Origin of the sequence: Asanoa siamensis (genome assembly GCF_016862555.1) — a bacterium.
Taxonomy (GTDB): domain Bacteria; phylum Actinomycetota; class Actinomycetes; order Mycobacteriales; family Micromonosporaceae; genus Asanoa; species Asanoa siamensis.
On record NZ_BONE01000004.1, the window covers coordinates 81,898 to 106,904 of the forward strand.

Consider the following 25,007-nt stretch of genomic DNA (forward strand, 5'->3'; position numbering starts at 1 on the left):
CCATGAGCGAACCACGGACCTCTCCGTCGATCTTCACCCGCGGCGCGGTCGACCTCGGCGCACTGCGGCCGTCCGGATCACCGTCCCCCGCCGCCGGTGCGGGTGCGGGCGCCGCCCCTGCCGGCGGCGATCCCGCCGGCCTGCCGCCCGGCGCCGCGCCCGCCGGTCTCGGCAACGCGGCCATCATCGAGGTGACCGAGGCGACCTTCCAGGCCGAGGTGCTCGAACGCTCGCTGACCACGCCCGTCGTGATCGACTTCTGGGCCGAGTGGTGCGAGCCGTGCAAGCAGCTCTCCCCGGTCCTGGAGAAGCTCGCCATCGAGGGCGGCGGCGCGTGGGTGCTGGCCAAGATCGACGTCGACGCCAACCAGCGGCTCGCGCAGATGTTCCGCGTGCAGGGCATCCCGATGGTCTTCGCGGTCGTCGGCGGCCAGCCCGTCGACGCGTTCTCCGGCGTCGTGCCCGAATCGCAGCTGCGCCAGTGGATCGGCGCGGTCCTCAAGGCCGGCGGCGTCGAGGTGGAGACCCCGGCCGACCCGCGCCTGGAGTCCGCCGACGACGCCCTGATGGTCGGCGACCTCGACGCGGCCGAGGCGGCCTACAAGAAGATCCTGTTCGAGGCGCCGGCCGACCAGGCCGCCGAGGCCGGGCTCGCTCAGGTCGGCCTCTACCGCCGCGTGCAGGGCGTCGACGCCGCCAAGGCACTGGCCGACGCGTCGGCGGCGCCGTCCGACATCGAGGCCCAACTGCTCGCGGCCGACGTCGAGGTCCTGGGTGGCGAGGCCGAGCGGGCCTACAAGCGCCTGGTGGACCTCGTCCGGCGCAGCGTCGGTGACGAGAAGGAGATCGTCCGCAAGCATCTGGTGACGCTGTTCACGATCGCCGGTCCGGACGACCCGGCGGTCTCCGCGGCCCGCCGGGCCCTGGCCAGCGCCCTCTACTGAGTCGGTGAGCGCCGTGCGCCGGATAGCGCTCCTGGACGCGCCGTCGAACCTGGGCCTGCGACCGCCCACGCCGACGTCGACGCCCGGCTGCGCCAAGGCGCCCGGCGCACTCCGCGACCGCGGCCTGCTCGGTCGGCTGGTCGCCCGCGACGCGGGGTGCCTGACGGCGCCGCGCTACGACGCGGGCGACTGGCGCCCGGGCGACGGCGTCGCCCACGCCGAGGCGATCGCGGCCTACTCGGTGGCGCTGGCCGGGCGGATCGGCGCCATCATCGACGCTGATGAGTTTCCGGTCGTCCTCGGCGGTGACTGCTCCATCCTGCTGGGTTCGGCGCTCGCCATGCACCGCCTCGGGGAGGCGGTCGGCGGCCGGATCGGGCTGGTCTACGTGGACGGTCACTCGGACTTCCGCCACCCCGGCAACGCGTCGTACGTGGGCGCGGCCGCCGGCGAGGGCCTGGCCCTGGCGACGGGCCGGGGCCAGGCCGACCTGGCCGCGATCGAGGGCCGAAGACCCTACTTCCGCGACGTGGACGTGGTGGTGCTCGGCATCCGGGCCCAGGACGAGTACCGGCTGGACCTCCAGGCCGCCGGCATCCTGACCCGCCCGGTGCCGGCGCTGCGCGCGGAGGGCGCGGCCCGCACGGCCCAATGGGCCCGCGACCAGTTGGCGGACTGCGCCGGCTACTGGGTGCACATCGACGTGGACGTGCTCGACCCGGCGGTCATGCCGGCCGTCGACGCCCCCGATCCGGGCGGGATCGCCTTCGCCGAACTCGAACTGCTGATCGCCGGCCTGGTCGACACACCACACTGCCTGGGCATCGAACTCACTGTCTTCGACCCGGACTACGACCCCGACGGCGCGTACGCGGCCGAGATCACCAGCGCCGTGGTCGCCGGCCTGGCCCCGATCCGCGCGGCCGCATCGGCGCGGCGGGCGTCACCGCTCGCCTTCACCCCACGCCGCCGGCCGGCCCCGGACGGGGAACGCTTCCGGCCCCCGATCTCCGCGGTCCCGGACAAGCCGGCCGACTCGCCGCCGGCACCGACGGTGGTTTCCCCGCGGGACGAAGCCGCGCCGATCCAGCGCGAGGCGGCCGGGCCGAGACGGGCAGGGCTGCGCCCGACGGACCGGACCGCGACCGCACCCACGACGGATCAGGACGACATCGAGGCGACCTTCGCCCCGCCAACGGACCGGGACGATGCCGGGGTGCCCGCCGCCGCTCCCACCGCGGACCGGAACGAAGCCGTAGCGGCCGGCGCGACGGCGGCCCGGGACGATGCCACCGCGAGCACGCCGGACCGGGACGAAGCCATCGCGGCTGGCGGCGGCGGCGCGGCGGTCCGAGACGATGTCGATGTGTCGGACACCGCGACCACCGTGGACCGCGACGAAGCGATAGTGGCCGGCACCGGCGCGGCGGCGAGCCACGACGATGTCGATGTGTTGGCCACCGCGGCCACCGCGGACCGCGACGAAGCCGTAGCGGCTGACGCAGGCGGCGTGGCGGCGGACCGGGATGATGCCGAGGTGTTGGCCGCCGCGACGACGGCGGACCGGGACGAAGCCGTAGCGGCTGGAGACACGACGGCGGACCCGGACGACGCTGCCGCACCCGTCGCCGCGCCCGCGATGACACCGGCGGACGCCGAACGCGCGCCCGCGGCCGACCCGCCGCCGGCCGCCACCGAGCCGACGGCCGGGGATGTCGCGGCCGACGTGCGGAGGCCCGTGATCGGGCGGCAACGCCGCTCGTCCTTCGACATCCTCGACGGCGCGGCCGGCCCGAACCGCAAGCGCCGCTCGGCCGCCGACATCCTGTCGGCACCCCTGGGCGCCGACACGGCTGGCCCGGGCCGCCTACGCCGCCGCACCGACGGCGACGCCATCACGACGGACGTCCGCCCCGGCGGCCTCCGCCGCGACCCCGACACCGATGCGGACGGCACGGACGTGCGGCCCGGCGGTCTGCGGCGTCGCCCGGACCCCGACACCGATGCGGACGGCACAGACGTTCGGCCCGGGGGACTCCGGCGCCGCCCGGACGACGATGTGGACCGCACGGACGTGCGGCCCGGCGGCCTTCGGCGGCGGCCGCCCGACCCCGACGAGTAGGCGGGCCGCCCAGGCTTTCGGATCCGCCCGCCCGTGTGCCAGTCTCTGCGCATGGTTGCCGAGGAAGTGCCTGGCCGCGCGGAGTCCGACCCCGCTGACCACGATGGACAGTGGGAGCTGGTCGCGCCCGTCGGGCTGTCCGGTGAGGAGGCGCTCGTCTGGCGGCAGCTGCAGAACCAGTACCGCTGGTACAACCGGTCCGCCAATCGGAATCGGTTGGCTTATCAGGGGTTGAAGGTCGGTACGTTGGCGTTCGGCGCCGCCGTCACCGTGATGGCCGCGGTCGGCGCGCCCGGTGTGCTGACCGCCGTCGTCGCCGCCGGGATCGTGTTCGTCGAAGGTCTGCAGCAGGTGTTCCAGTTCCATCCCAACTGGCTCTCGCACCGCGGCGTCGCCGAATCCCTGCGGCTGCACGGGTTCCTGTTCAAGGCCGGCTCGTCCCCCTACGACAACGCCGACACCCGGCGCGGGCAGCTTGCCCACTTCCTGCAGGACGTGGCGACGCGGGAGTCGAGCGCCTGGGCGAGCACCATGGCGCAGCAGCCCGGCGCGAACCCGGCCGTCACCGCCGCGCCGTGACGACCGCGGCCCGGCGGCGGGCCGACCGGCGGCGGGCGAACCGCACCGCTTCGACCACCAGCGTCACCGACATCGCCATCCCGAGGCCCAGCAGCAGGCCGCGGACCGGGTCACCCTCGAACGCCGCCCCGCCGAAGTAGCCGATCAGGGCCGAGTACAGCGCCCAGGTGATCGCCGCCAGGGCGTCGAAGGCCGTGAACCGCGACCGTGGATAGCGCAGCGCGCCCATCGAGAGCGTGACCGCCGTCCGGCCGCCCGGGATGTACCGCGCCACCACCAGGATCAGGCCCCCGCGTTCCGCGACGGCAGACCGCGCCCAGGTCAGGGCGCGGCCGCCGCGGGTGGAGCGGCCGCCGGCGGCGCGGCCCAGGGCGTACGAGATGTGATCTCCCGCGAACGCGCCCGCGGCCGCGACCGCCACCAGCGGCAGCAGGTCCGGCTGCCCGCCGGCGGCGAACACGCCCGCCGTGATGACCGCGGTCTCGGCCGGCACGATCGGGAAGAAACCGTCGAGCAGCGCGAGCCCGAAGACGAGCGCGTACAACCACGGCGAGGACATCACGTCGTGCACGACCTGGAGGAGATCCATGACCTCCACCCTCGGCGACGCCCGCCGCCGCGGGCACCGGGAGAGTCCCGCGCTATCCCCGGAAACGACCGTGGGGGAATCCCCCTCAGGGGGCCCCGAACCAGCGCGGCAGGTGCGCCTCCAGGTCCCGCTGGTCGTCGCCCACCCACGCCACGTGCCCGTCCGGGCGCAGCAAAACGGCCGGCACGGCCAACTCCTCCGACACGTCGGAGACCAGGTCGACCCGGTCCGCCCAACCCGCCGGCACCGTGAGCCGGCCCGTCTGGTCGAGCAGCAGGCCGCGCCCGCCGCGGGTCAACTCGTAGAGCCGGCCCCGCTTCAGCGCGAGGTCCCGCATCCGCCGCCCGACGAGGTCGTCGTCCGAGCCGAAGTCGTACCGGATGGCGGTGGCCGTGATCTTCTCGGTCAGATAGCGGTTGACCTCCTCGATGTCCATCAGCTCCGCGACCAGCCGGCGCACGGCCTGCGCACCCGGCTCGGTCGACATGAGCTCCATCTGCGCGCGGGTGTTGTCGAGCACCGCCGCGGCCACCGGACGCCGCTCGCTCTCGTAGCTGTCCAGCAGATCCGCGGCGACCGCGCCCTGGACCACGTACGCCAGCTTCCACCCGAGGTTGACCGCGTCCTGGATGCCCAGGTTCTGGCCCTGCCCACCGACCGGCGGGTGGATGTGCGCGGCGTCGCCCGCCAGCAGGACCCGGCCGACCCGGTAGCGCTCGGCCAGCCGCGTCGCGTCGCTGAACCGCGACAGCCAGCGCGCCGAGTGCACGCCGAAGTCGGTCCCCGCGTACGCCCGGAGCTGTTGCTTGACCTCCTCGAGCGTCGGCGGGACCGCGCGGTCCTCGGCCACCGACGCGGCCGGCACGATGACGCGCCACGCGCCGTCCCCGAGGGGTGCGAGCCCGAACCGTTTCTGGGTCTCCCGGACGCGGGTCACGATGTCGGTCACGGTCTCGGCCGGAGCGTCGACCGACATCTCGCCCAGCAGCGTCTCGGTCCGCGCGGGCTCGCCGGGGAAACCGACGCCGAGCAGCTTGCGTACGGTGCTGCGCCCGCCGTCGCAGCCGACCAGGTAGCGCCCGTGCACGGTCGTGCCGTCGGCGAGCTCGGCGGTGACACCGTCGTCGTCCTGGCTCAGCCCGACCAGCTCCCGCCCGCGCCGGATCTCGGCCCCGACCTCGGTCGCGTGCTCCTCGAGCAGGCGATCGGTGACGGGCTGCGGAATGCCGAGGACGTACGCGTGCGCGCTGTCCAGCCGCGGCGCCGGCTTCTCGATGCCCGCGAAGAAGCGCCCGACCGGGTACTCCGTGGCCACCTCGCGGAACCGCTCCAGCAGGCCGCGCTGGTCGAGCAGCTCGATGCTGCGCACGTGCAGGCCCATCGACCGGACCACCGTCGTCGGTTCCGCGTCCTTGTCGAGCACCACCACCCGGATGCCGTGCAACCGCAGCTCGCTGGCCAGCATCAGGCCCGTCGGTCCGGCACCGGCCACGATCACGTCGAACATGAACCCCCCAATGCGTACACGATGCGCGAATCCCTGATTTTGCCGTGTTCTGCGCATCGGCTGGAGATTCTGCAGCACGACGGGGGTCTTGCCGCAAGACCGGGGGTGCGCTATATGTTAGATATGGCAGGGGAGATCCCCTGCCGTTCGTGTCTCAGCCGGCTCAGTTGGCCGCCACCCGCACGTGCGCGCGTTCCCCCTGCCGGCCGACGAGGCTGAGGAACTCGACAGGCCCCGCACCGGCCGCGCCGAACCAGTGCGGCGTGCGCGTGTCGAACTCGGCGGTCTCGCCCGCATCGAGGACCAGGTCGTGCTCGCCGAGCACCAGGCGCAACGTTCCATTGAGGACATAGAGCCAGTCGAAACCCTCGTGTGTACGCGGATCGGGCTCGCGATCGGCGGACCCGGCGGGCAGCACGAACTTGTAGGCCTGGATGCCCCCGGGCCGGCGGGTCAGCGGCACGACGGTCGCCCCGCCGCCCATCGCGATCGGCCGCAGGTTGACCCGCGGGTCGCCGGTCGGTGGGACGTCGACGAGATCGTCGAGGGTGACGCCGTACGCGCGGGCGAGCGGCAGCAGTTGCTCCAGCGTGGGGCGGCGCAGACCGGCCTCGAGCCGCGACAACGTGCTGGCGGAGATACCCGTCTGCGCGGCGAGGTCGGTCAGGGTCAGCTCCCGCCGCAGCCGCAACAGCTTGAGCCGCGGCCCGACGGCGTCGAGCGTCCGTTCGTCGTCCATCAGCCCAGTTTGCCGTTCGGCAACGGAGTTTGCCCACCGGGTCCGACCGCCTGCGCGAGGCCGTCGAGGTCCACCTCGTCTAGCGGAGCAGGCGCTCCATCGCCGCATCGGACGGGGAGCCTGGCTCCGTGCCGTACACGTAGAGGATCTGGTCGTCCGTGCCCGAGACCGGGAACGCCTCGTACGCGATCGTGATGTCGCCGACGACCGGGTGGCGGTAGCGCTTGCAGCCGCGGCGGTGCTGCACCACGTCGTGCTCCGCCCACCAGCGCGCGAACTCCGGCGACGCGGCCGTGAGCTCCGCGACCAGGTCCGCCAGCCGCCGGTCGTCCGGGAAGCGGCCCGCCTGCCGGCGCAGCGACGCCACGTTGTCGCGGGCCACCAGGTCCCAGTCCAGGTACCGTTCGCGGGCCAGCGGGTCGAGGAACACCCAGCGCGCGTCGTTGCGTTCCCGCGCCGGGCGGGCGTCGAAGTCGACGAGGAGCCGGCGGGCCGCCTCGTTCGTACCCACGATGGCCAGGCAGCGACCCAGGACGAACGCCGGGGTACGGATGGCGTCGAGCACCCAGCGCATCTCGCGCCGCAACTCGTAGTGGCCGTCGCCGTCGAGGTCGGCCCGCGCGGGGTGCGCCAGCGTCAGCAGGTGCGCGCACTCGTCCTCGCTCAACCGCAGCGCCTGCCCCACCCGCAGCAGGATCTCCTGCGACGGCGCCACGCGGCCCTGCTCCAGCCGCGTGTAGTAGTCGACGCTGACCGCGACGATCTGGGCCACCTCTTCGCGGCGCAGTCCGGCGACGCGGCGCGGCCCGTTGCCGTCGGGGATCCCGACCTCTTCCGGCGTCAGGCGTGCCCGCCGCGCCCGCAGAAATTCGCGTAACGCCTCATTTGCGGGCATAGACCGATTATACGGCGGTCCTGGGTGGGTCTGCGCGACCCAGGGCAGCACCGACCCTGCCCGCCGCGGCCGGCCCGTGCTTGCGTTGGACACCCCCGGTGCGCGGAGAGGAGTCGGAGATGCAGGAGATGAAAGCCGCCGTCGTGCCCGAGGTGAACGCGCCCTGGGAGCTGCGGGACGTGCCCATGCCGGAGGCCGGGCCCCACCAGGTGCTGGTCAGGATCCATGCGTGCGGGCTCTGCTACACCGACGCGCTGATGGCCCGGGGCGTGCTGTCGTACCGCCCGTTCCCGCTGGTGCTGGGGCACGAAGGGGTGGGCGAGGTCGTCGCCGTCGGGCCGGGCGTCACCGAACGCCAGGTCGGCGACCGGGTCGGCCTGCCGATCACGCAGAAGCCGTGCGGCCGGTGCGCGTTCTGCCGCGAGCACCACCCGTACAGCTTCGTCACCGCCAACAACTGCGCGAACCCCGTGCTGACCGGGGTCAACGTCGACGGCGGCCAGGCGGAGTACGTGGCGGCCGACGAGTCCGGGACGGTCCTGCTGCCCGACGCGATCCCGTACGAGTTGGCCGCTCCGACGGTCTGCGCCGGCTACACCGTCTGGGCCGCGCTGCGGCGCGCCGACCCGAAGCCGGACGCGCGCGTGGCCGTCGGCGGTATCGGCGGCGTCGGGCACCTCGGCGTGCAGTTCGCCAAGGCCGCCGGATACCACACCATCGCGGTGACCCACTCGCCCGAGAAGCACGACCTGGCGCGCGAGCTGGGCGCCGACGACGTGGTCGCCGACGGTGCCGAGCTGAAGGCCGCGGGCGGTGCCGACGTGCTGCTGCACACCTCGCCGCGGCACGAGACGGCGATCGACGCACTCGGGGGCCTGCGCCCGTGGGGAAAGCTCGTGCTGATGGGCATCTCGGCCGACGACACGTTCCCGCTGCCGGCCCTGGCCGTGACGAGTCACAGCTACCAGGTCGTCGGGTCCGCCCACAACAGCCCGGAATACCTTGCGGAGGCCCTGGAGATCGTCGCCCGCGGCGACGTCACGCCGATGATCGACGTTTTCCCGAAGGAGAAGGTCAACGAGGGGTACGAGCGGCTGATCAACGGGCAGCTACGGTTCCGCGGCGTGGTGACCTACTGACTTATCCTGCTCCACGTGGCGGTACTGCGGTTCGAGACGCGCGCGTCCGACTCGCCGTGGGTCGATGAGGTGTGGACCTGCACGAGCGAGCGGGTCGAGCGGATGACCTCCGTCGCGGCGGTCAACTGGGGGCTGGTGTTCTTCGCGCACGAGGGCCAGGCGTTCGCCAGCGTCACCGGGCCCGAGACGCGGACGGGCACGGCGGCCGTCCCGTCCGAGGCCACGTTCGTCGGGATCCAGTTCGCGGTGGGCACGTCGCTGGCGATCCTGCCCACCGCGACCCTGGTCGACAGCGGCCTGGAACTGCCCGGCGCGACCCGCACGACCTTCCGGCTCGGCGGGGTCGAGTGGGCGACACCGGGCCCCGACGACGCCGAGGCGCTGGTCGAGCGCCTCGTCCGGGCCGGGGCCGTGGTGCGCGACCCGATCGTCACCGACGTGCGGCAGGGCTACCGGCCGCGGGCCTCGACCCGCACGGTCGAACGGCGCTTCCGGACGGCGACAGGTCTGACCCAGGGCGCGGTACGCCAGATCGAACGCGCCCGCGAGGCCTCCGCCCTCCTGGCCGGCGGCGTGCCGGTCGGCGACGTCGTCGGCAAGCTCGACTATTTCGACGAGCCGCACCTGACGCGGGCGCTGCGCCGCTACGTGGGCCGCGGCGTCCGCCAGCTCCGCGAGGGCACCGGCGGCGCGATCGCGCTGGCCCTGGATCAGCCGACCTCGTAGACCAGCTTGAGGATGCCGTTCTTGTAGGCCTCGGAGTCACGCAGCCGCAGCATCCGCTTGTCGCGGTCGGTGTCGCTGAAGATGCTCCGGCCGGCGCCGAGCAGCACCGGGAAGACCAGCAGGTGGTAGCGGTCGATCAGGTCGGCGTCGGCCAGCCGCCGGGCGACCTCGGCGCTGCCGTGGATGAAGATCGCGCCGCCGTCGGTCTGCTTGAGCGCGGCGACGTCCTCCGCCGACCGCAGGATGGTCGTCGGCCCCCAGCCGTCGACGAGCGCATCCTCGCTCAGCGTGCTCGACAGCACGTACTTCGGCAGATCCTTGTAGTCCGCGTGGTCCTGCGACTGCGGCCAGGTGCCGGAGAACGACTCGTAGCTGCGCCGCCCGAACAGCAACGCCGAGGTCTCCGCCAGCTCCTCGCCCTTGATCGACCAGGCTTCGGGTACGAACTCGAGGTCCTTGAACACCCAACCACCGCTGCGGTGCGTTTCGCCGGGGCCACCACCGGGCGAGTCGACAACCCCGTCGAGCGACATGAAACCGGTGTAGACCAATTCCCGCATTGCCAACCACTCCTCAAAGCCGCACGTGTTCGATGTGTTCGATGAGGCAATGCTAGGAAAGGCGCCAGGACCGTGTCTTGTACGGAAACGACAGCGCGCTCAGCCGAGCACGGACGGGTGGAGGTAGTAGCCGTCGTCGGTGGACAGGGAGCGCTTGACCAGCCGCGCCTGCTCGTCGGCCATGACCTCCTCCTTACCCTGCTCCAGCCCGTCCAGCGCGGCGGCGGCGACGTCCCGCGGATCGCTCTTGGCGACGTCGAGGTCGCGTACCAGATCGGTGTCCATGAACCCGCCGTGCAGCCCGAGCACCTCCACGCCCCGGGGCCGCAGGTCGACCCGCAGCGCGTTGGTGAAGCTCCACTCGGCGGACTTGGTCATCGCGTAGCCGGTGAGCACGGGCAGGGCGTACCAGGCCTCGTCGGACAGGACGTTGACGATCGCCCCGCCACCGTTGTCGACGATCACGGGCGCGAGGGCCTGCGTGGTCCGGATCGTGCCGTAGAGATTGACGTCGAGGACACGCTCGGTGGTCTGGATGAGATCGGGATCGAGCGACCCGTCGGGATGCGCGGCCCCGGTGCCGGCATTGTTGACGAGCAGGGTGACGTCGCCACACTGCCCGGCCGCCGCCGCAACGGACGCGGGATCGGTCACGTCGAGCGCGACGGGAAGCAGCCCATCCTCCTCGAACGCCGCCGGATTCCGCACACCGACATAGACCTTGGCGGCCTGGCGCTCCTGAAGCTCCTTGGCGATGGCAAGCCCGAACCCACGATTCCCGCCGGTCACCATGGCAACCGAACCCCTGACCCGCATGTCCTACCCCCGTGTAGATCGCAGTCTGCGCCCCGCCTTCCCCGACGAACCCACGTCAAACGCGCGGGGGCCCCAACCAACAAGAAACGCCGATGATGGCGCGGGTGTCCGGTTCCAACCGTTCGACCTGGTGGGCGGCTGTTGGCACGGCGGGTGGCCGTCCTTGCGGGGTCGACGCAGACGCTGCAGCCGCTGTGCGCATTCAGCGGGAAGGCGCTAAGGCGGACCGTGGTCGCCGGATATGGGTCCGGTCTGATCGGGGCCGCACAACGGGTTACTCCAGCTTCATCAGTGGCAATCCCATCACGGCGGACAGAGCGAGGGTGTGGGCTGACCACCAGAACCAAGCGGTGTCGTGTGTCCAACCCAGCACGAGCATGACGCCACCAGCGATGGCGGCGAGACCCCACAGTTGCGCCCACCACTTACGCATCGCATTCCCTTCGACACTTGCCGATGTATGGACGCGACGATAGGACACAGGGTTACCTGCGCCCATCCCCGTCAGCGACGACGCGATTCGATGTGTGAAGAGCCAGACCCGGTGTTGGGAGGCCCTCTATCGGCACGCGACGCTAGATTCCGCCGAAGAACTACTGCGGTGGAGGCGGCAGAGCGGGAGGCACGCCCGGAGGGCAAAGAGGCGGTTGGCTGCCTTGGCCGAGAAGCTCCATGATCCAGGGACCGACAGTCCGATGCGACGATACCCAGGCGGCGCCCGCGAAGGCTTCGGCGATTGGCGGCGCCGCTTTGAGGGCTTCAACCCCGTGGATCTTGGCTATGCCGTAGTTGAAGAGGAGCCACCGAGCCTTTGTCTGCGCGTTGCGGCGACGCCGGGGCGCGGTCAGTGGACCGTGCCGAGTTGTTCATTGAGCCAGGCGAACATGCGGTCGTCGGTGAGGGTGCGAGCCAGTGGCTGGCAGTGCATGTTGGCGCCCTCTTCGGCCGTAAACGCCGCCACGTGGGCGCGGTCGCCGAGCATCGTGGCCAGGCGGCGCGACTGGCCCGGCCAGAACTGTTCGTCCTCCGGGTCCGTGACGAAGACCGGCGTCGTGACCTTCGCCGCCAGGTCGTCGGTCAGCTGGTAGGCCCGGATCTCCGCGTAGAGGCCGAACCAATCCGCTTCCGCCTCGTACGGGCGTGATCGGAAGGCCAGTGTGCGGCGCAGGCTCGGCAGCATCGTGGCCAGCTTCATGTCGCGGTCGAAGGCCGCGCGGTCGCCCTTGTCGAGCGCCTTGCGCATCCCGCTGCTCAGCGGTGCCGTCCACGACGTCGAGACGTCCACGACCCCCGGGTCGGCGACCGCGGCGACGAGGCGGTGCTCCGCCGCCAGGGCCCGGACGAGCCAGTAGCCGCCCTGGCTGATGCCGTACCCGGTGAGCTTGTCCTGGTCGACGTCGTCCCGCGCCACCAGCGTGTCGATCACCGGGGTGAGCACGGCCTCCCAGTCCGGGCGGAACGAGGTCTGGCGGTCGAAGAGCATCGACTGCTGGCCCGGGCCGTCGTAGACGAAGGCGTTCCAACCCCGGGCCACGGCGCCGGCCGCCGCGCTGCTCCACAGGCCGCTGATCGCGCCGTCGCTGCCGTTCGTGATGACCAGCGTCGGTCGGCGCGTGCCGGAGGCGTCGGGGCGGAGCAGGTAGCCGGGCAGGGTCTGGTCCTCGTACGGCACCCCGACGCGGACGTGTGCGCCGCCCGCGCAGTCGACGAAGGCGTCCCAGCAGTCGCGGTGGGCCCGAAACGCGAGCCGGATCGCGGCGTCGTCGTCCAGTTCGGACAGTGATTCGACCACGCAGGCCCAGTAGTTCGCCGCGCGGAGGAAGGCGGACCCGGCGCTGCGCTCGTCGCCCCGCTCGCGGAAGGCGTCCCCCAGCCGGCGGACCCGGTCCGCGGTCGCGGACCAGGCCGTACGCCAGCTTTCCTGATCGGAGATCTGGTCCAGCGTCGCCAGCACCTCGCCGACGTCGCTGCCGCCGTGGGCCGCCCGGCCCAGCACCACCCGCGCGCGGTAGTCCATGCCCTTGTCGCGGAAGAAGCCCTTGGAGAAGACGGTGTGCGAGGCCACGACGTCCACGCTAGACATGCCGTGCGCGCTCCCGGGCCGGAACGGTGGATCTTCAGCCGACGGCGACGCGGGCGCGGGCCCGCGAGCGGAACCACGCGTTGGCCGACGGCACGAACATCAGCACACAGCCCGCCAGTACGGCGCAGACGTGCACCACCCGGCTGGCACCGAAGGTCAGGTCGAGCGCACTGGCGGAGCTGACCAGATCGGGCAACGAGTTGCCGTCGAGCAGCCAGCCGATCGGGCCGAGCACCAGCGACAGGGTGCCGAGGACGCCCAGCCCGACGGTGAGGGCGAGCCGGGCCCAGCGCCGCCCGGCCCGCATCCGCAGGGCCACCAGGACGGCGGCCACGAACACCGTCAGCCGGACCGCGACGCCGACGGCCGCGCCGTCACCCGCCTCGCCGCTCGCCACCACCAGAACCGTCTCGAACGCTCCGGCGCCGACCGCCACGAGCCACGTCACGAACGCGGCGCGTACGGCCGCGGGGGTGTTGGTTGTCATGCATCGAGCATCGTGAACCCACCCTGGTCAGGAACATCCCGCGGGCTGGCCGGTCCGGGGTGGGGCCTCCCTCACCGGTTCGGTGAGGAGGGCCGGCAGCGGGCGGGAGTGCAGCACGTCGAGCCGGGTGACGGCGCGGGTGAGCACCACGTACAACCGGTTGAGGCCGCGTGGTTCGGCGCGCACGATCTCGTCGGGTTCGACGGCGATCACGTGGTCGAACTCGAGTCCCTTGGCCAGCGTGGCCGGCAGCGCGGTCACCCGGTGTCGGTCGTCGTCCGCGGTGTTGACCTCGACGCCGGCCGCCCGCAACGCCTCGGACAGGGTCGCCAGCCGCGCGTCGGTGGCGATCACCGCGATGGAGCCCGCGTGCTGGAGCGCCGCGTGCACCGCCGCGACGGTCGCCCCGGCCAGGTCGTCGTCGTGCCGGATCCGCAGCGCGCCGTCCGTGCGCAGCGACCGGGTGAGCGGTGCCGTGCCGGGCAGCAGGCGATTGGCCAGGTTCAACACCGTCGCGGGTACGCGGAACCCGGTGGTGAGCGCCTCGACCACGGCGTCGGGCCGGCCCAGGTGCGCCATCTGCTCCGGCCAGGTCGTCGCGGCCCACGGGGTGGTGCCCTGGGCCAGGTCGCCGAGCACGGTCAGCGAGCCGTGCTCGCTGCGCCGGGCGAGCACGCGGCACTGCATCGGCGACAGGTCCTGCGCCTCGTCGACCACGATGTGGCGGAACCCGGCCGGGTGCTCGATCAGGCCCGCGATCTCGTCAAGCAGAACGTGGTCGGCCGAGGTCCACTTCGCACTCCGGAAGCTCCGCGGCGGTCGCGGCCAGCGGATCGCCCGCTGCTCGTCGGCGGTCAGCACCCCGTCGGCGGCCGTCGTCGGATCGGTGAGCAGCGCGGTCAGCAGCTCCTCGGGGCGGATCTTCGGCCACATCCGGTCGAGGACCGCCGTCACGGGCCGGCCGCGGCCGATCCGGTCGAGCCAGCGCTTCGTCGGCGTCTCGCCGTGCCACTCGAGCTGACGCTGGAGCATCGCCACGATGCGGGCGCGCAGCCGTTCGCGGCCGACGCCGTAGGGCACGTCCTCGGCTTCGATGGCGGCGAGCTCACGGGCCAGGGCATGGACGGAAACCCTTAGACGGTACGAGCCGTCGGGCACCAGGACCTCGCCGGTCGGTGGTTCCAGGTTGGCGTAGAGGGCCCGGCGCAGGATCGCCGCCATCCGCACGTCGTGCTTCACCCGGGCGGCGTCGGCGGTGTCCGTCGCGGTCGGCGGGGTCTGCGACAGCAGCGTGTCGAGCGTGCGCTGCCGCACGTCGACCTCGCCGAGCGCCGGCAGCACCGCGGCGATGTAGTGGAGGAACGCCGGGTTGGGCCCGACCACCAGCACGCCGTTGCGGCTTAGCCGGCGGCGGTGCGCGTAGAGCAGGTACGCCGCGCGGTGCAGGCCGACGGCGGTCTTGCCGGTGCCCGGACCGCCCTGTACGCACAGCGACCGGTCGAGGTCGGCGCGGACGAGCTCGTCCTGGTCGGGCTGGATCGTGGCCACGATGTCGCGCATCGGCCCGACCCGGGGGCGCTCGATCTCCGCGGCCAGGAGCCGGCTGGCGGTGCCGAGCTCCTCGCCGTGGTCGAGCCGCTCGTCCTCGTAGCCGGTGAGCTGGACGGGGTGGCGGGTGCTCCAGCCGAACCGGCGCCGCCCCGTCACACCCCGCGGGTCGCGGGCGGTGGCCCGGTAGAAGCGGGCCGACACGGGCGCCCGCCAGTCGATCACCAGCGCCCGCCCGTCGGCGTCGGTGACCCGCCGGCGGCCGAGGTAGTAGCTCTGGTTCCGGTGCTCGCCGGCGTCGTCGCCGTCACCGAACCGCAGGCGCCCGAAGTAGAGCGGGCTGTCCGGTTCCTCGGCCAGCTCCTTGGCGTGGCTCTTGAGCATCCGCCCGAGCCGTTCGGCCGTGTAGCGGTCGCCGGCCACCTGGTCGCCGGTGGAGACGCGCATCCGGGCGTGCGCGAGCATCCAGGCGAGGGCACGCCTGGCCTCGGCCAGGTAGGCGAGCTCGTCCGCGAGTTCGTGGCTCATGCTCGTACTGTAACTCAGTAACGTTTTTAACTCAGTATCAATACTGCTAGGGTGAGGCCATGGGTCTGCGGGAACAGAAGCGGCAGCGTACGCACGACGCGGTCTCGGCCGCGGCCATCGCGCTGTTCCTGGAACGCGGCTTCGACGGGGTCTCGGTCGCGGACGTCGCGGCGGCGGCCGAGATCTCGAAGCCGACGCTGTTCCGCTACTTCCCCAGCAAGGAAGACCTGGTGCTGCACCAGATCGCCGACCACCGGGGCGAGGCGGCCCGGGTCGTCCGCGCGCGCCCGGCCGGGCAGTCGCCGCCGGCCGCCCTGCACGCGCATTTCCTCGACGGCCTGGCCCGCCGCGACCCGGTCACCGGCCTCAACGACCACCCGCGCGTGCTCGCGTTCCACAACATGGTCTTCTCGACGCCGAGCCTCTCGGTGCGGGTCAACGACTACATCGCCCGCGACGAGGAGGCGCTCGCGGCCGCGCTGGCGGAGACCGACGACCCGCTGACGGCGCGCCTGCGGGCGGCCATGATCCTCGCGGCGACGCGGGTCCTGGCCCGCGAGAACTGGCGCCGGCTGGCGGGCGGGGAGACGGCGGACGGGTTGTACGAGACGGCGGTGGCCGCGGCCGACACCGCGTTCCGTCTGCTGGGCGACCGTTAACCGGGGCGTCGCTGACGCGCGGTAGGTTGCGGCCGTGGACGGCTACTGCGAGCGGCTGGGTCCGGGTCTGTGGGCGGAGCCGCTGAACGCGGTGTCCAATGTGGCCTTCCTGATCGCTTCGGCGGCGCTGTTGACGCTTTTGGCCCGGCGCCCCTCGGTGCCGCCGCCATCGCTCGGGTCGTGGGCGTTGCCGGCCCTGCTGGGCGTGGTCGGGTTGTGCAGCCTGGTGTTCCACACGTTCGCGACGCCGTGGACGGCGGCGCTCGACTCGCTGTCGATCCTGGTCTACGTGCTCGTGGGGGTGGTGCTGCTGGTGCGCCGTGGTTGGGGCATCAGGCCGTCCCGCGCGTGGCTCGCCGCACCGGCGTTCGTGCTCTTCGCGGCGGTGGTCAACGGGGCGCTGGCCGCGGTGGACCCGTCGTTCACGGTCGGCGGCTATCTGCCGGCACTACTCGGCCTGGCCGCCTTCGCGGCGGCCCTACGCTCCCATCTTCTGACGGCCGCGGCGGCGGTGTTCGCGGCGTCGCTGACGCTGCGCACGCTCGACGAACCGCTCTGCGCCCACCTGCCGTCGGGCACGCACTGGCTCTGGCACGTGCTGAACGCGGCGGTCCTCACGCTGATCGCACTGCACGTGGACCGCGCGCCGATTTCGCCGAATCAGCGGACGCCACTGAACGCGTAGGCTGCCGCAGCTGTCGTCAATGGAGCCGAGCGGTCATGAATTCGACCTTGCGGGATCTGGGGGCACTACTGCCAACAGGTGCTGTCCGCGTCGGGCGAGCACTTCCTGATGGCCGACGAGATCGACCAGTTGTTCGCGTTTGAAATAGTCGAGACCCGCGTGCGAATCCGCTCGTGGGCGGCAGAGGTGATGGAACTCCGTTCCCCCACCAGCGCGACGGAGGCCAGTTGGCCGAGGAGCGCGATACGGGCGTTGCCCGGCCAGGAAAGACCAGACCCATTTCGACGGCCGCAGTCGCGCCGCCTTCCCGCGGGATCCGCGCAGTGGTTCGGGCGCCGGTGTCAACCCGTGCGATCGGCCCGCCTCGACGGCGCCCGAGGGCCCGCACCCTCACCGACGACCGCATGTTGGCCTGGCTCGAGGACAAGCTGACCACCGGCCGTTGAGCGGGGTCCGGCATGCTTGCCGGGTGAGCGACCTCGAGGCCTCCGTCGACGCGCTGCTCGACCTCGACGAGCGCGGCCGCGCGGCGTGGCTCGACCAGCGCCGGCCCGCGGGCAACGAGTGGTTGGGGCTGCTCTGGATCGTCGAGCGGCGGGTCGCGCCCGACCGACCGGACGTGGTGGCACTGCACCTCTGGCTGCTCGGGCAGGCCGGGACCCGAGCGGTGTTCAGCGCGGACGAGACCGCGCTGAAGCTCGCCTACGCGGTCCTGACCATGCGCCGCGCGGGCGTCGAGGAAGCACTGCTGCCGCGCCCCGACGACATCGTGCGGTCCTGCCTGGACGCCATGCCGGTCAACCGCGACGCCGTGGCGACGATCACCGATCGCCGGCGGTTGGGGGATCTCGGCCCGGACGCCATGCGGCTGTCCCGCAGAGCGCGGAACCTGGTTCGCGCGGCCCGGTGGCACCTGGAGCACGTCGCGGACCCGCGGCTGGCGGCCGAGACGCACGCCTGGATCGCCATCGAGCCACACCTGGTCTGACCGGCCCGGCCCGCTGGACCACCCCGCGCATGGCCGACCGGCCGGCACGGCCCGCGCGTGGGGCGACCGGCCCGCGGGGCCCGCGTGGGGTCGGTCGGCGGGCGCGGCCCGCGCGTGGGGCGACCGGCCCGCTTGGCCTGCGCGTGGGGTCGGTTGGCGGGCGCGGCCCGCGCGTGGGGCGACCGGCCCGCGGGGCCCGCGTGGGGTCGGTCGGCGAGCGCGGCCCGCGCGTGGGGCGACCGGCCCGCACGTGGGGCGACCGGCACGCGCGGCCCGCGCGTGGAGCGACCGGCACGCGCGGCCCGCGCTTGCAGCGACCGGCCGGTCAGCGCAGCGCGCGCAGGAACCGCTCCGCGGCCGGGACCGCCGTCTCGCCGCTGCCGCCGCCGTTCTCCACGAAGACCGCGAATGCCACGTCGCCCTGCCAACCCACGAACCAGGCGTGGGTGTGTGCCGGGTTGTTGTCGAACTCGGCCGTGCCCGTTTTGCCCGAGACCGCGCCGCCCGGGACGTCCTTGAGCGCGGTCGCCGTGCCCGTCGTGACCACCTGGCGCATCATCGCCCGCAGCGGCTCCAGGGTCTCCGGCTTGAGGGCCGCGCCGGCCGCCGCCGGCTTGTCGGCCAGCACCGACGGTGTCACCGCGGACCCGCGCGCCACCGACGCCGTCGCCGCGGCCATCGCCAGGGGTGACACCAGCGTCGTGCCCTGGCCGAAGGCCGCCGCCGCTCGCTCCGCGTCGGAGCCGCCCGTCGAGACCTTGCCGCTGAACGCGTCGATGCCCAGGTCCCACTTGGCCTCGAGGCCCAGTGCGCGGCCCGCCTCGGCCAGGCCGTCGGGGCCGAGTTCCGGCGCCAGCCGGGCGAACGCCGTGTTGCACGACTTGGCGAAGTCGACCTGGAACGGCACCTTGCCCAGGGCGAAGCTCTCCGAGTTCTTGAACGACCGGCCGTCGACCGCGAAGTTCTGCGGGCAGTCGACCACCGTCGAGGCCTGCACCTTGCCCGAGTCCAGCAGCCCGTACGCGCTGACGACCTTGAACGTCGAACCCGGCGGCACCTGGGCCGTGAAGGCCAGGTTCTCGCCCGTGCCGCCGTCGGGGCCGTTGGCCGCCGCCAGCACGGCGCCGTCGGTCGTGCGCACCGCCACCAGCGCCGAGCGCTGCTTGAGCCCCGCCAGCGCGGTGTCGGCGGCGTTCTGCACCTTCGGGTCGAGGGTGGTCTTGACCGGCTCACCGGGCTTGGGCTCGGAGCGGAACAGCTCCTCGCCGTCGTTGACCTCGCCGTCCGGCGCCTTCTGCGAGATCACGACGGAGACGCCGGGCGTACCACGCAACTGCTTGTCGAACGCGCCCTGGACGCCGCCGTGGCCCACGAGGTCGCCCTCGGCGACCTCGTCCGGCCGCTTGTCGATGTCTTCCTTGAGTGCCGGGTCGGCCGAGCCGAGCAGCGCGCGGGCGAAGGCCCGGGTCGGTGCCAACTCGCGCTTCTCCTCGCGGAAGCGGGTGCCTTCCAAGGGCTGGATCTTGGAGCGGATCTGCTGGTACGCGTCGTCCCGCAGGGTGACGACCGTGAGGAAGTGGGTCGGGTCCTGCGCGTCGGCGATCTGCTTGGGCAGGTCGCTGACGTCGATCGAGATCGGCGGGCGGATCGACTTGAACGCCGAGTCGAGCGCCTTGGTGATGCCCACCGGGTCGTCGACCGCGGCCGGCTCGACGCCCACCACCATCACGTCGCGCGGCTCGACGATCGGCTTGCCGGCGCCGTCCAGGACGCCGGCGCGCTCGGGCCGCTGGCGGCGCAGGCCGAGTTGGTCGCCGGTCTTGAGCTTGCCGTTGATGATCGCCGGCTCCCAGATGACGGACCAGACGTCGTCCTTGCCCTGGCTCAGCCGGACCGTCGACGGGTAGGTCCAGTGCGCGCCGCCCGGCAGCGCCCAGTCGACCGTGACCGCGGCGGTGGCGCTGCCCTCGACCTCCTTGGGGTCGCCCTCCCGGCGCGCGGTCGGCGGCGTCTTGGCCAGGTCGCCCGACATCTCCTTGAGGGCCGCGGCCACGTCGGTGGCGGCGATCTTGGTGCCCGTGGGGTCGACGAACGGGACCTTGCTGAGGTCGCCGGACTGCCAGCCGGAGAGGAACGCGTCGGTGGCGTCGTCGGGGCCCGGGTCGCTGGAGCAACCGGCCAGGCCGGCGGCCAACAGCGCGAGACTCACCAGCGCCGCGGCGGGTCGATTTTTCGATATCGGGTATGACCGACGCATGCCAACAGATCCTTCCCCCGGGGAACATCAGGACCCTAGTACGCGGCGCAAAATGGGTATGACCACTCGTGCTCAGGAAGGCCCAACCGGAGCGGAACCGTTACCGCGACAGGCCGTACTCTGACGGGATTGAGCCCCACAACGTGGTGGGTTTCGAGGGGAGTGGCACCAATGGATCGGCGCTCGGCGCAGGACACGTCTGAGGGAGGCGGCATGCGCGGAGTCGCACGCCGGTCCGGGCCACCGGACATTTCCGATGAATACGACACGACCGTCGACGACGACACCACGGTCGAGTCGATCGGGGTAGCCTCCGCGACCTCCGACGACGGTGACGAGAGCGAGATCGAGGAGCCCGTCCCCAACGCCGAGCGGCTGGTCGCCGAGGCGGTCGCCCTCGCCGGCCCGGGCAGCACCGAGGCCGCGCTGGTCGCCCGGTTCTGGCGGTTCGCCCCCGACGAGGAGCTGGTCGGCTACACCGCGCGCGAGATGGTCGAGGCGGCGCAGAGCCACAGCGACCTCGCCGAGCAGCGGATGCCGGGTCAGCTCAAGCTGCGGATCACCGAGCCGGTGGCCGACCTGCCGCACACCGTGATCCAGATCGTCACCGACGACATGCCGTTCCTCGTCGGCTCGGTCACCGCCCTGCTCACCGGCCGGCACCTCGACATCCACCTGCTGGTGCACCCGCTCGTCGTGGTCCGCCGCGAGCCGATGGGCAAGCTGATCGAGGTGGCCGCCGAGGTCGAGCCCGACGACGCCATCGACGGCGACCTGGTCGAGAGCTGGATGCGCATCGAGATCGACGCCATCCGCGACGCCGCCGAGCGCGAGCAGCTCGAGCGCGAGCTCGTCCGCGTCCTGACCGACGTGCGCGAGGCGGTCGAGGACTGGCCCAAGATGCGCCAGAAGGCCCTGTCGCTCTCCGACGAGCTGGCCGCCGCCCGCACCACCGACGCCCGCCCGCCGGTGCCCGAGAAGGACATCACCGACTCGGTGGAGCTGCTCCGCTGGATGGCCCGGGAGCACTTCACCTTCCTGGGCTACCGCGAATACAAGCTGACCGACGGCGACGACGACGAGCCGCAGCTCTGCGCCGAGCTGGGCACCGGGCTCGGCATCCTGCGCCAGGACCAGACCACCCCGCTGGCGCTGACCGCCCTGCCGCCCGAGGCGCGGGCCAAGGTGCTGGAGAAGCGGCTGCTGATCATCACCAAGGCCAACTCCCGGGCCACGGTGCAGCGCTCCGCGTACCTCGACTACATCGGTTTCAAGGTCTTCGACGAGAACGGCGAGGTGGTCGGCGAGCGGCGGTTCCTGGGCCTGTTCTCCAGCGCCGCCTACCGCACCAGCGTGCGCGACCTCCCGGTCGTCCGGCGCAAGGTCGCCGAGGTCTTCGACCGGTCCGGCCTGAGCCCGCGCAGCCACTCCGGCAAGGACCTGTTGCAGATCCTCGAGACGTACCCCCGCGACGAGCTTTTCCAGATCAAGACCGACGACCTCTACCGCGCGGTGATCGGCGTGCTGCGGATGGCCGGCCGGCGGCAGCTTCGGGTGTTCGTCCGGCGCGACGGGTACGGCCGGTTCATCTCCTGCCTGATCTACCTGCCGCGGGACCGGTTCACCACCCACAACCGGCTGCGCATGCAGGAGATCCTGCTGCGCCGGTTCAACGGCGTCGGGCTCGACTACACCACCCGGGTGACCGAGTCGCTGCTCGCCCGCGTGCACGTGGTCGTGCGGACCGACCCGACGAACCCGCCCGGCGAGGTCGACGTCGACGCGCTGGCCGAGGAGCTGGCCGACGCGACCCGGCTCTGGGACGACGACTTCAACCTGGTGCTCGGCCGCAAGCTCGGCGACGAGCAGGGCAAGGCGCTGTTCGCGCGGTACGCCGACGCCTTCCCGGACGGCTACAAGGAGGAGAACACCCCCTACGAGGCGCTCAAGGACCTGGCCAAGCTCGAGCTGCTGGAGGAGCCCGGCCAGCTCGAGATGCACCTCTTCCGGAAGAACCAGAACGACGAGGACGTACGTTTCAAGGTCTTCCGGTACGGCGAACCGATGGTCCTCTCGGCCGTGCTGCCGGTGCTGCACTCGCTGGGTGTCCAGGTCGCCGACGAGCGGCCCTACGAGGTCGAGCGCTCCGACGGCACCGTCTACCTCTACGACTTCGGCCTGGAGCTCCCCGACGGGCAACGGCTGCCGACCGCCGTGCGGCCGCACGTCGAGAACGCGTTCGCGGCGACCTGGCGCGGCGAGGCCGAGGTCGACGGCTTCAACCAGCTCGTGCTGCTCGCCGGGCTGACCTGGCGGCAGGCGGTGATCCTGCGGGCCTACGCGAAGTACCTGCGGCAGGCCGGCACCGTCTTCTCGCAGGACTACATGGAATCGACCTTCGTCGCGTACCCGGAGATCGCCACCCGGCTCGTCGAGCTGTTCGAGGTGCGCTTCTCGCCGCGCCTCGAGCTGGGCGAGTCCGAGCGGGCCGAGCGGGCCGCGCTGCTGGTCGACGAGATCGGCAAGCGCCTCGACGACGTGACGAGCCTCGACCAGGACCGGATCCTGCGGTCCTACCTGACGTTGATCCAGGCGACGCTGCGCACGAGCTTCTTCCAGCGGGGCACCGACGGGCGTCCGAAGTCCTATGTGGCCTTCAAGCTCGACCCGCAGCAGGTGCCCGACCTGCCGGCACCCCGGCCGAAGTTCGAGATCTTCGTCTATTCGCCGCGCTTCGAGGGCGTACACCTGCGGTTCGGGCCTGTCGCCCGCGGTGGGTTGCGCTGGTCCGACCGCCGGGAAGACTTCCGCACCGAGATCCTGGGCCTCGTCAAGGCGCAGATGGTGAAGAACGCCGTGATCGTGCCGGTGGGCGCCAAGGGCGGCTTCGTGCTCAAGCAGAAGCCGGGCGACCGCGACGAGGCCGTGCACTGCTACAAGCTGTTCATCACCGCCCTGCTCGACGTCACCGACAACATCGTCGGCGGCGACATCCGGCACCCGGTCGACGTCGTGCGGCACGACCAGGACGACCCCTACCTCGTGGTGGCGGCCGACAAGGGCACCGCGACGTTCTCCGACTACGCCAACGCGATCTCGGTGGCGCACGGGTTCTGGCTCGGTGACGCGTTCGCGTCCGGCGGGTCGGCGGGCTACGACCACAAGAAGATGGGCATCACGGCGCGCGGCGCCTGGGAGTCGGTCAAGCGGCACTTCCGCGACCTCGGCACCGACATCCAGACCACCGACTTCACCGTCGTGGGCGTCGGCGACATGTCGGGCGACGTGTTCGGCAACGGGATGCTGCTCTCGCCGCACATCCGGCTCGTGGCCGCGTTCGACCACCGGCACATCTTCCTGGACCCGACGCCCGACGCCGCGTCCTCCTGGGGCGAGCGCAAGCGCCTGTTCGATCTGCCGCGCTCGTCGTGGGCCGACTACGACGCCGCGCTGATCTCGGACGGCGGTGGCGTGTTCGCCCGTACGCTCAAGAAGATCCCGATCTCCACCCAGGTCCGCGCGGCGCTGGGCCTCGGTGACGAGGTGACGTCCCTGTCGCCGCCGGAGTTGCAGAAGGCGATCCTGCAGGCGCCGGTCGACCTGCTGTGGAACGGCGGCATCGGCACCTACGTGAAGTCGTCGGCCGAGACGCACGCCGACGTGGGCGACAAGTCCAACGACGCGATCCGGGTCAACGGCAAGCAGATCCGGGCCCGCGTGGTCGGTGAGGGCGGCAACCTGGGCCTGACCCAGTTGGGCCGGATCGAGTACGCGCTGCGCGGCGGCCGCGTCTACACCGACTTCATCGACAACACCGCCGGCGTCGACTGCTCCGACCACGAGGTCAACATCAAGATCCTGGTCGGTGGCGCGGTCGCCGACGGGGAGCTGACGGTGCCCGACCGGGACGCGCTGCTGGCCGAGATGACCGACGAGGTCGCCCAGCTCGTGCTCCGCGACAACTACGACCAGGCGACCGCGCTGGGCACCGCGATCGTCCAGGCGGAGTCGCTGCTCCCGGTGCACCGCCGGATGATCGTCGACATGGAGCGCTCGGGCCTGGTGGACCGCGCGCTGGAGGGCCTGCCGACCGACGAGGAGCTGGCGGCGCGGCCCGAGGGCCTGACGGCGCCGGAGTTCGCGGTGCTGCTGGCGTACGTCAAGATCGATCTGGAGAACCAGGTGCTCGCCGACCCGATCGTCGACGAGCCGTGGACCTTCGAGGTGCTCGCCGACTACTTCCCGACGCCCTTGCGGACCGCGTACGCGCAGCGGATGGCGGGTCACCGCCTGCGCCGGGAGATCGTCACGACGGTGCTGGTCAACGAGGTCGTCAACCGCGGCGGCACGTCCTTCGTCTACCGCGCGATGGAGGAGACCGGCGCGTCGGCCGCCGACGTCATCCGGGCCTTCGTGGTCACCCGCGAGATCTACGGCCTGCGCAAGCTGTGGTCCGCGGTGGAGGCGCTGGACAACCAGGTGCCGACCGTGGCGCAGACCAAGGTCTACCTGGAGTTGCGCCGGCTGCTCGACCGCGCGGTCCGCTGGCTGGTCACCAACCGGCGCTCGCCGCTCGACGTGACGGGCGAGATCGCCCGCTTCGCCGCGGTGGCCGACCTGCTGGGCCAGCTCGACACGCGCTTCGTCGGCAGCGAGCGGGAGTCGCTGCTCGCCCACATGGAGGAGGTCGAGGCCCGCGGCATGCCGGCGAGCCTGGCCACCGAGGTGGCCCGGGTGATGTACGGCTTCGGCCTGATCGACGTCGTCGAGACCGCCCGGATCACGGCCCGGGCGCCCGAGGACGTCGCGCAGGTCTACTTCGTGCTCAGCGATCGCCTGCGGGTCGACGCGCTGCTGTCGAAGATCTCGCTGCTGCCCCGCTCGGACCGCTGGCAGACGCTGGCCCGGATGGCGCTGCGCTACGACCTCTACGCCGCGCTGGCGGCCCTGACGGCGGGCATCCTGCAGTCCACACCGGACGGTGCGCCGGTGGAGGAACGGGTCGAGGCCTGGGAAGAGGCGAACGCCACGTCGATGGGCCGGGCCCGGCGCGCGATCGCGGAGTTCGCGGAGTCCAGCGCGGACCTGGCGGCGCTGTCGGTGCTGCTGCGCCAGATCCGCCAGCTCGTCCGCACGTCGTCGGCCAACTGACCGAC

At 72.3% G+C, this 25,007-nt stretch carries 19 protein-coding genes and 1 pseudogene; 9 read left to right on the plus strand and 11 right to left on the minus strand.

Features of this window, described 5'->3' with window-relative positions:
• The first annotated feature begins 2 nt into the window (after window positions 1-2).
• From Asi02nite_RS04080 to Asi02nite_RS04090, 3 genes and pseudogenes are all read left to right on the plus strand, one after another.
• Complete coding sequence (locus tag Asi02nite_RS04080; RefSeq protein WP_203710767.1) at window positions 3-944, plus strand: tetratricopeptide repeat protein; 942 nt, start codon at window positions 3-5, stop codon at window positions 942-944.
• Between the two features lie 13 nt (window positions 945-957).
• Window positions 958-1,924: pseudogene (locus tag Asi02nite_RS04085) on the plus strand (arginase family protein); the annotation flags it as partial.
• 1,193 nt (window positions 1,925-3,117) lie between these two features.
• Complete coding sequence (locus tag Asi02nite_RS04090; RefSeq protein WP_203710768.1) at window positions 3,118-3,645, plus strand: DUF4231 domain-containing protein; 528 nt, start codon at window positions 3,118-3,120, stop codon at window positions 3,643-3,645.
• On the opposite strand, the gene Asi02nite_RS04095 is transcribed toward Asi02nite_RS04090, so the two are convergent.
• The 4 genes from Asi02nite_RS04095 to Asi02nite_RS04110 form a co-directional block, all read right to left on the minus strand.
• Window positions 3,629-4,234, minus strand: a complete 606-nt coding sequence (locus Asi02nite_RS04095; protein ID WP_203710769.1) for a DedA family protein — start codon at window positions 4,232-4,234, stop codon at window positions 3,629-3,631. The two genes, Asi02nite_RS04090 and Asi02nite_RS04095, sit on opposite strands and share 17 nt — an antisense overlap.
• Before the next feature lie 85 nt (window positions 4,235-4,319).
• Window positions 4,320-5,741, minus strand: a complete 1,422-nt coding sequence (gene rox, locus Asi02nite_RS04100) for a rifampin monooxygenase (protein WP_203710770.1) — start codon at window positions 5,739-5,741, stop codon at window positions 4,320-4,322.
• A gap of 163 nt (window positions 5,742-5,904) precedes the next feature.
• Entirely contained in the window at window positions 5,905-6,480 is a 576-nt protein-coding gene (locus Asi02nite_RS04105) for a helix-turn-helix domain-containing protein (RefSeq protein WP_203710771.1), read from the minus strand.
• Window positions 6,481-6,559: 79 nt separating this feature from the next.
• A complete protein-coding gene (locus tag Asi02nite_RS04110) occupies window positions 6,560-7,375 on the minus strand; it encodes a helix-turn-helix domain-containing protein (protein ID WP_203710772.1) in 816 nt (271 codons plus the stop codon).
• Window positions 7,376-7,494: 119 nt separating this feature from the next.
• Between Asi02nite_RS04110 and Asi02nite_RS04115 the strand changes: the two genes are divergently transcribed.
• Both Asi02nite_RS04115 and Asi02nite_RS04120 read left to right on the plus strand, forming a co-directional pair.
• Complete coding sequence (locus Asi02nite_RS04115; protein ID WP_239126454.1) at window positions 7,495-8,514, plus strand: alcohol dehydrogenase catalytic domain-containing protein; 1,020 nt, start codon at window positions 7,495-7,497, stop codon at window positions 8,512-8,514.
• 102 nt (window positions 8,515-8,616) lie between these two features.
• A complete protein-coding gene (locus tag Asi02nite_RS04120; RefSeq protein ID WP_203710849.1) occupies window positions 8,617-9,240 on the plus strand; it encodes a helix-turn-helix domain-containing protein in 624 nt (207 codons plus the stop codon).
• Here the strand turns inward: Asi02nite_RS04120 and Asi02nite_RS04125 are convergent.
• From Asi02nite_RS04125 to Asi02nite_RS04150, 6 genes are all read right to left on the minus strand, one after another.
• Window positions 9,225-9,800, minus strand: coding sequence for a dihydrofolate reductase family protein (locus Asi02nite_RS04125; RefSeq protein ID WP_203710773.1), 576 nt, complete (start codon window positions 9,798-9,800; stop codon window positions 9,225-9,227). The genes Asi02nite_RS04120 and Asi02nite_RS04125 overlap by 16 nt on opposite strands.
• A 99-nt stretch (window positions 9,801-9,899) precedes the next feature.
• Window positions 9,900-10,616: an SDR family oxidoreductase gene (locus tag Asi02nite_RS04130; RefSeq protein ID WP_275410262.1), complete on the minus strand. Its 717-nt coding sequence runs from the start codon at window positions 10,614-10,616 to the stop codon at window positions 9,900-9,902.
• Between the two features lie 274 nt (window positions 10,617-10,890).
• Window positions 10,891-11,049 carry a hypothetical protein gene (locus tag Asi02nite_RS04135; protein ID WP_203710775.1) on the minus strand — a complete coding sequence of 53 codons (159 nt, stop codon included), beginning with the start codon at window positions 11,047-11,049 and terminating at the stop codon, window positions 10,891-10,893.
• Window positions 11,050-11,460: 411 nt separating this feature from the next.
• Window positions 11,461-12,681, minus strand: a complete 1,221-nt coding sequence (locus Asi02nite_RS04140) for an alpha/beta hydrolase family protein (RefSeq protein WP_203710776.1) — start codon at window positions 12,679-12,681, stop codon at window positions 11,461-11,463.
• 52 nt (window positions 12,682-12,733) lie between these two features.
• On the minus strand, window positions 12,734-13,186 hold the full coding sequence (locus Asi02nite_RS04145) for a hypothetical protein (protein WP_203710777.1): 453 nt from the start codon (window positions 13,184-13,186) through the stop codon (window positions 12,734-12,736).
• 27 nt (window positions 13,187-13,213) lie between these two features.
• Window positions 13,214-15,262, minus strand: a complete 2,049-nt coding sequence (locus Asi02nite_RS04150; RefSeq protein ID WP_203710778.1) for a HelD family protein — start codon at window positions 15,260-15,262, stop codon at window positions 13,214-13,216.
• 59 nt (window positions 15,263-15,321) lie between these two features.
• On the opposite strand from Asi02nite_RS04150, the gene Asi02nite_RS04155 reads away from it, so the two are divergent.
• The 3 genes from Asi02nite_RS04155 to Asi02nite_RS04165 all read left to right on the plus strand — a co-directional run bounded on the left by Asi02nite_RS04155 (window position 15,322) and on the right by Asi02nite_RS04165 (window position 17,594).
• Window positions 15,322-15,921 (plus strand): TetR/AcrR family transcriptional regulator, encoded by a 600-nt coding sequence (locus tag Asi02nite_RS04155; RefSeq protein ID WP_203710779.1) that lies wholly within the window; start codon window positions 15,322-15,324, stop codon window positions 15,919-15,921.
• Between the two features lie 34 nt (window positions 15,922-15,955).
• Window positions 15,956-16,606: a hypothetical protein gene (locus Asi02nite_RS04160; protein WP_203710780.1), complete on the plus strand. Its 651-nt coding sequence runs from the start codon at window positions 15,956-15,958 to the stop codon at window positions 16,604-16,606.
• Window positions 16,607-17,075: 469 nt separating this feature from the next.
• Complete coding sequence (locus Asi02nite_RS04165; RefSeq protein WP_203710781.1) at window positions 17,076-17,594, plus strand: hypothetical protein; 519 nt, start codon at window positions 17,076-17,078, stop codon at window positions 17,592-17,594.
• Window positions 17,595-17,919: 325 nt separating this feature from the next.
• Here Asi02nite_RS04165 and Asi02nite_RS04170 read toward each other — a convergent pair whose 3' ends face one another.
• The gene (locus Asi02nite_RS04170) at window positions 17,920-19,851 is read right to left on the minus strand and encodes a penicillin-binding transpeptidase domain-containing protein (RefSeq protein WP_203710782.1); all 1,932 of its coding nucleotides are present in this window, start codon (window positions 19,849-19,851) and stop codon (window positions 17,920-17,922) included.
• A 171-nt stretch (window positions 19,852-20,022) separates the two neighbouring features.
• Here Asi02nite_RS04170 and Asi02nite_RS04175 point away from each other — a divergent pair, with 171 nt between their 5' ends.
• Window positions 20,023-25,002: an NAD-glutamate dehydrogenase gene (locus tag Asi02nite_RS04175; RefSeq protein ID WP_203710783.1), complete on the plus strand. Its 4,980-nt coding sequence runs from the start codon at window positions 20,023-20,025 to the stop codon at window positions 25,000-25,002.
• The last annotated feature ends 5 nt before the right edge of the window (window positions 25,003-25,007 follow it).

Coding starts and splice junctions, on each gene's coding strand:
- Asi02nite_RS04090 (WP_203710768.1), top strand. CDS start 3,118: ATGGTTGCCGAGGAAGTGCCTGGCCGCGCGGAGTCCGACCCCGCTGAC.
- Asi02nite_RS04080 (WP_203710767.1), top strand. CDS start 3: ATGAGCGAACCACGGACCTCTCCGTCGATCTTCACCCGCGGCGCGGTC.
- Asi02nite_RS04175 (WP_203710783.1), top strand. CDS start 20,023: ATGGATCGGCGCTCGGCGCAGGACACGTCTGAGGGAGGCGGCATGCGC.
- Asi02nite_RS04135 (WP_203710775.1), bottom strand. CDS start 11,049: ATGCGTAAGTGGTGGGCGCAACTGTGGGGTCTCGCCGCCATCGCTGGT.
- rox (WP_203710770.1), bottom strand. CDS start 5,741: ATGTTCGACGTGATCGTGGCCGGTGCCGGACCGACGGGCCTGATGCTG.
- Asi02nite_RS04115 (WP_239126454.1), top strand. CDS start 7,495: ATGCAGGAGATGAAAGCCGCCGTCGTGCCCGAGGTGAACGCGCCCTGG.
- Asi02nite_RS04120 (WP_203710849.1), top strand. CDS start 8,617: ATGACCTCCGTCGCGGCGGTCAACTGGGGGCTGGTGTTCTTCGCGCAC.
- Asi02nite_RS04105 (WP_203710771.1), bottom strand. CDS start 6,480: ATGGACGACGAACGGACGCTCGACGCCGTCGGGCCGCGGCTCAAGCTG.
- Asi02nite_RS04155 (WP_203710779.1), top strand. CDS start 15,322: ATGGGTCTGCGGGAACAGAAGCGGCAGCGTACGCACGACGCGGTCTCG.
- Asi02nite_RS04145 (WP_203710777.1), bottom strand. CDS start 13,186: ATGACAACCAACACCCCCGCGGCCGTACGCGCCGCGTTCGTGACGTGG.
- Asi02nite_RS04170 (WP_203710782.1), bottom strand. CDS start 19,851: ATGCGTCGGTCATACCCGATATCGAAAAATCGACCCGCCGCGGCGCTG.
- Asi02nite_RS04130 (WP_275410262.1), bottom strand. CDS start 10,616: ATGCGGGTCAGGGGTTCGGTTGCCATGGTGACCGGCGGGAATCGTGGG.
- Asi02nite_RS04110 (WP_203710772.1), bottom strand. CDS start 7,375: ATGCCCGCAAATGAGGCGTTACGCGAATTTCTGCGGGCGCGGCGGGCA.
- Asi02nite_RS04095 (WP_203710769.1), bottom strand. CDS start 4,234: ATGGATCTCCTCCAGGTCGTGCACGACGTGATGTCCTCGCCGTGGTTG.
- Asi02nite_RS04150 (WP_203710778.1), bottom strand. CDS start 15,262: ATGAGCCACGAACTCGCGGACGAGCTCGCCTACCTGGCCGAGGCCAGG.
- Asi02nite_RS04125 (WP_203710773.1), bottom strand. CDS start 9,800: ATGCGGGAATTGGTCTACACCGGTTTCATGTCGCTCGACGGGGTTGTC.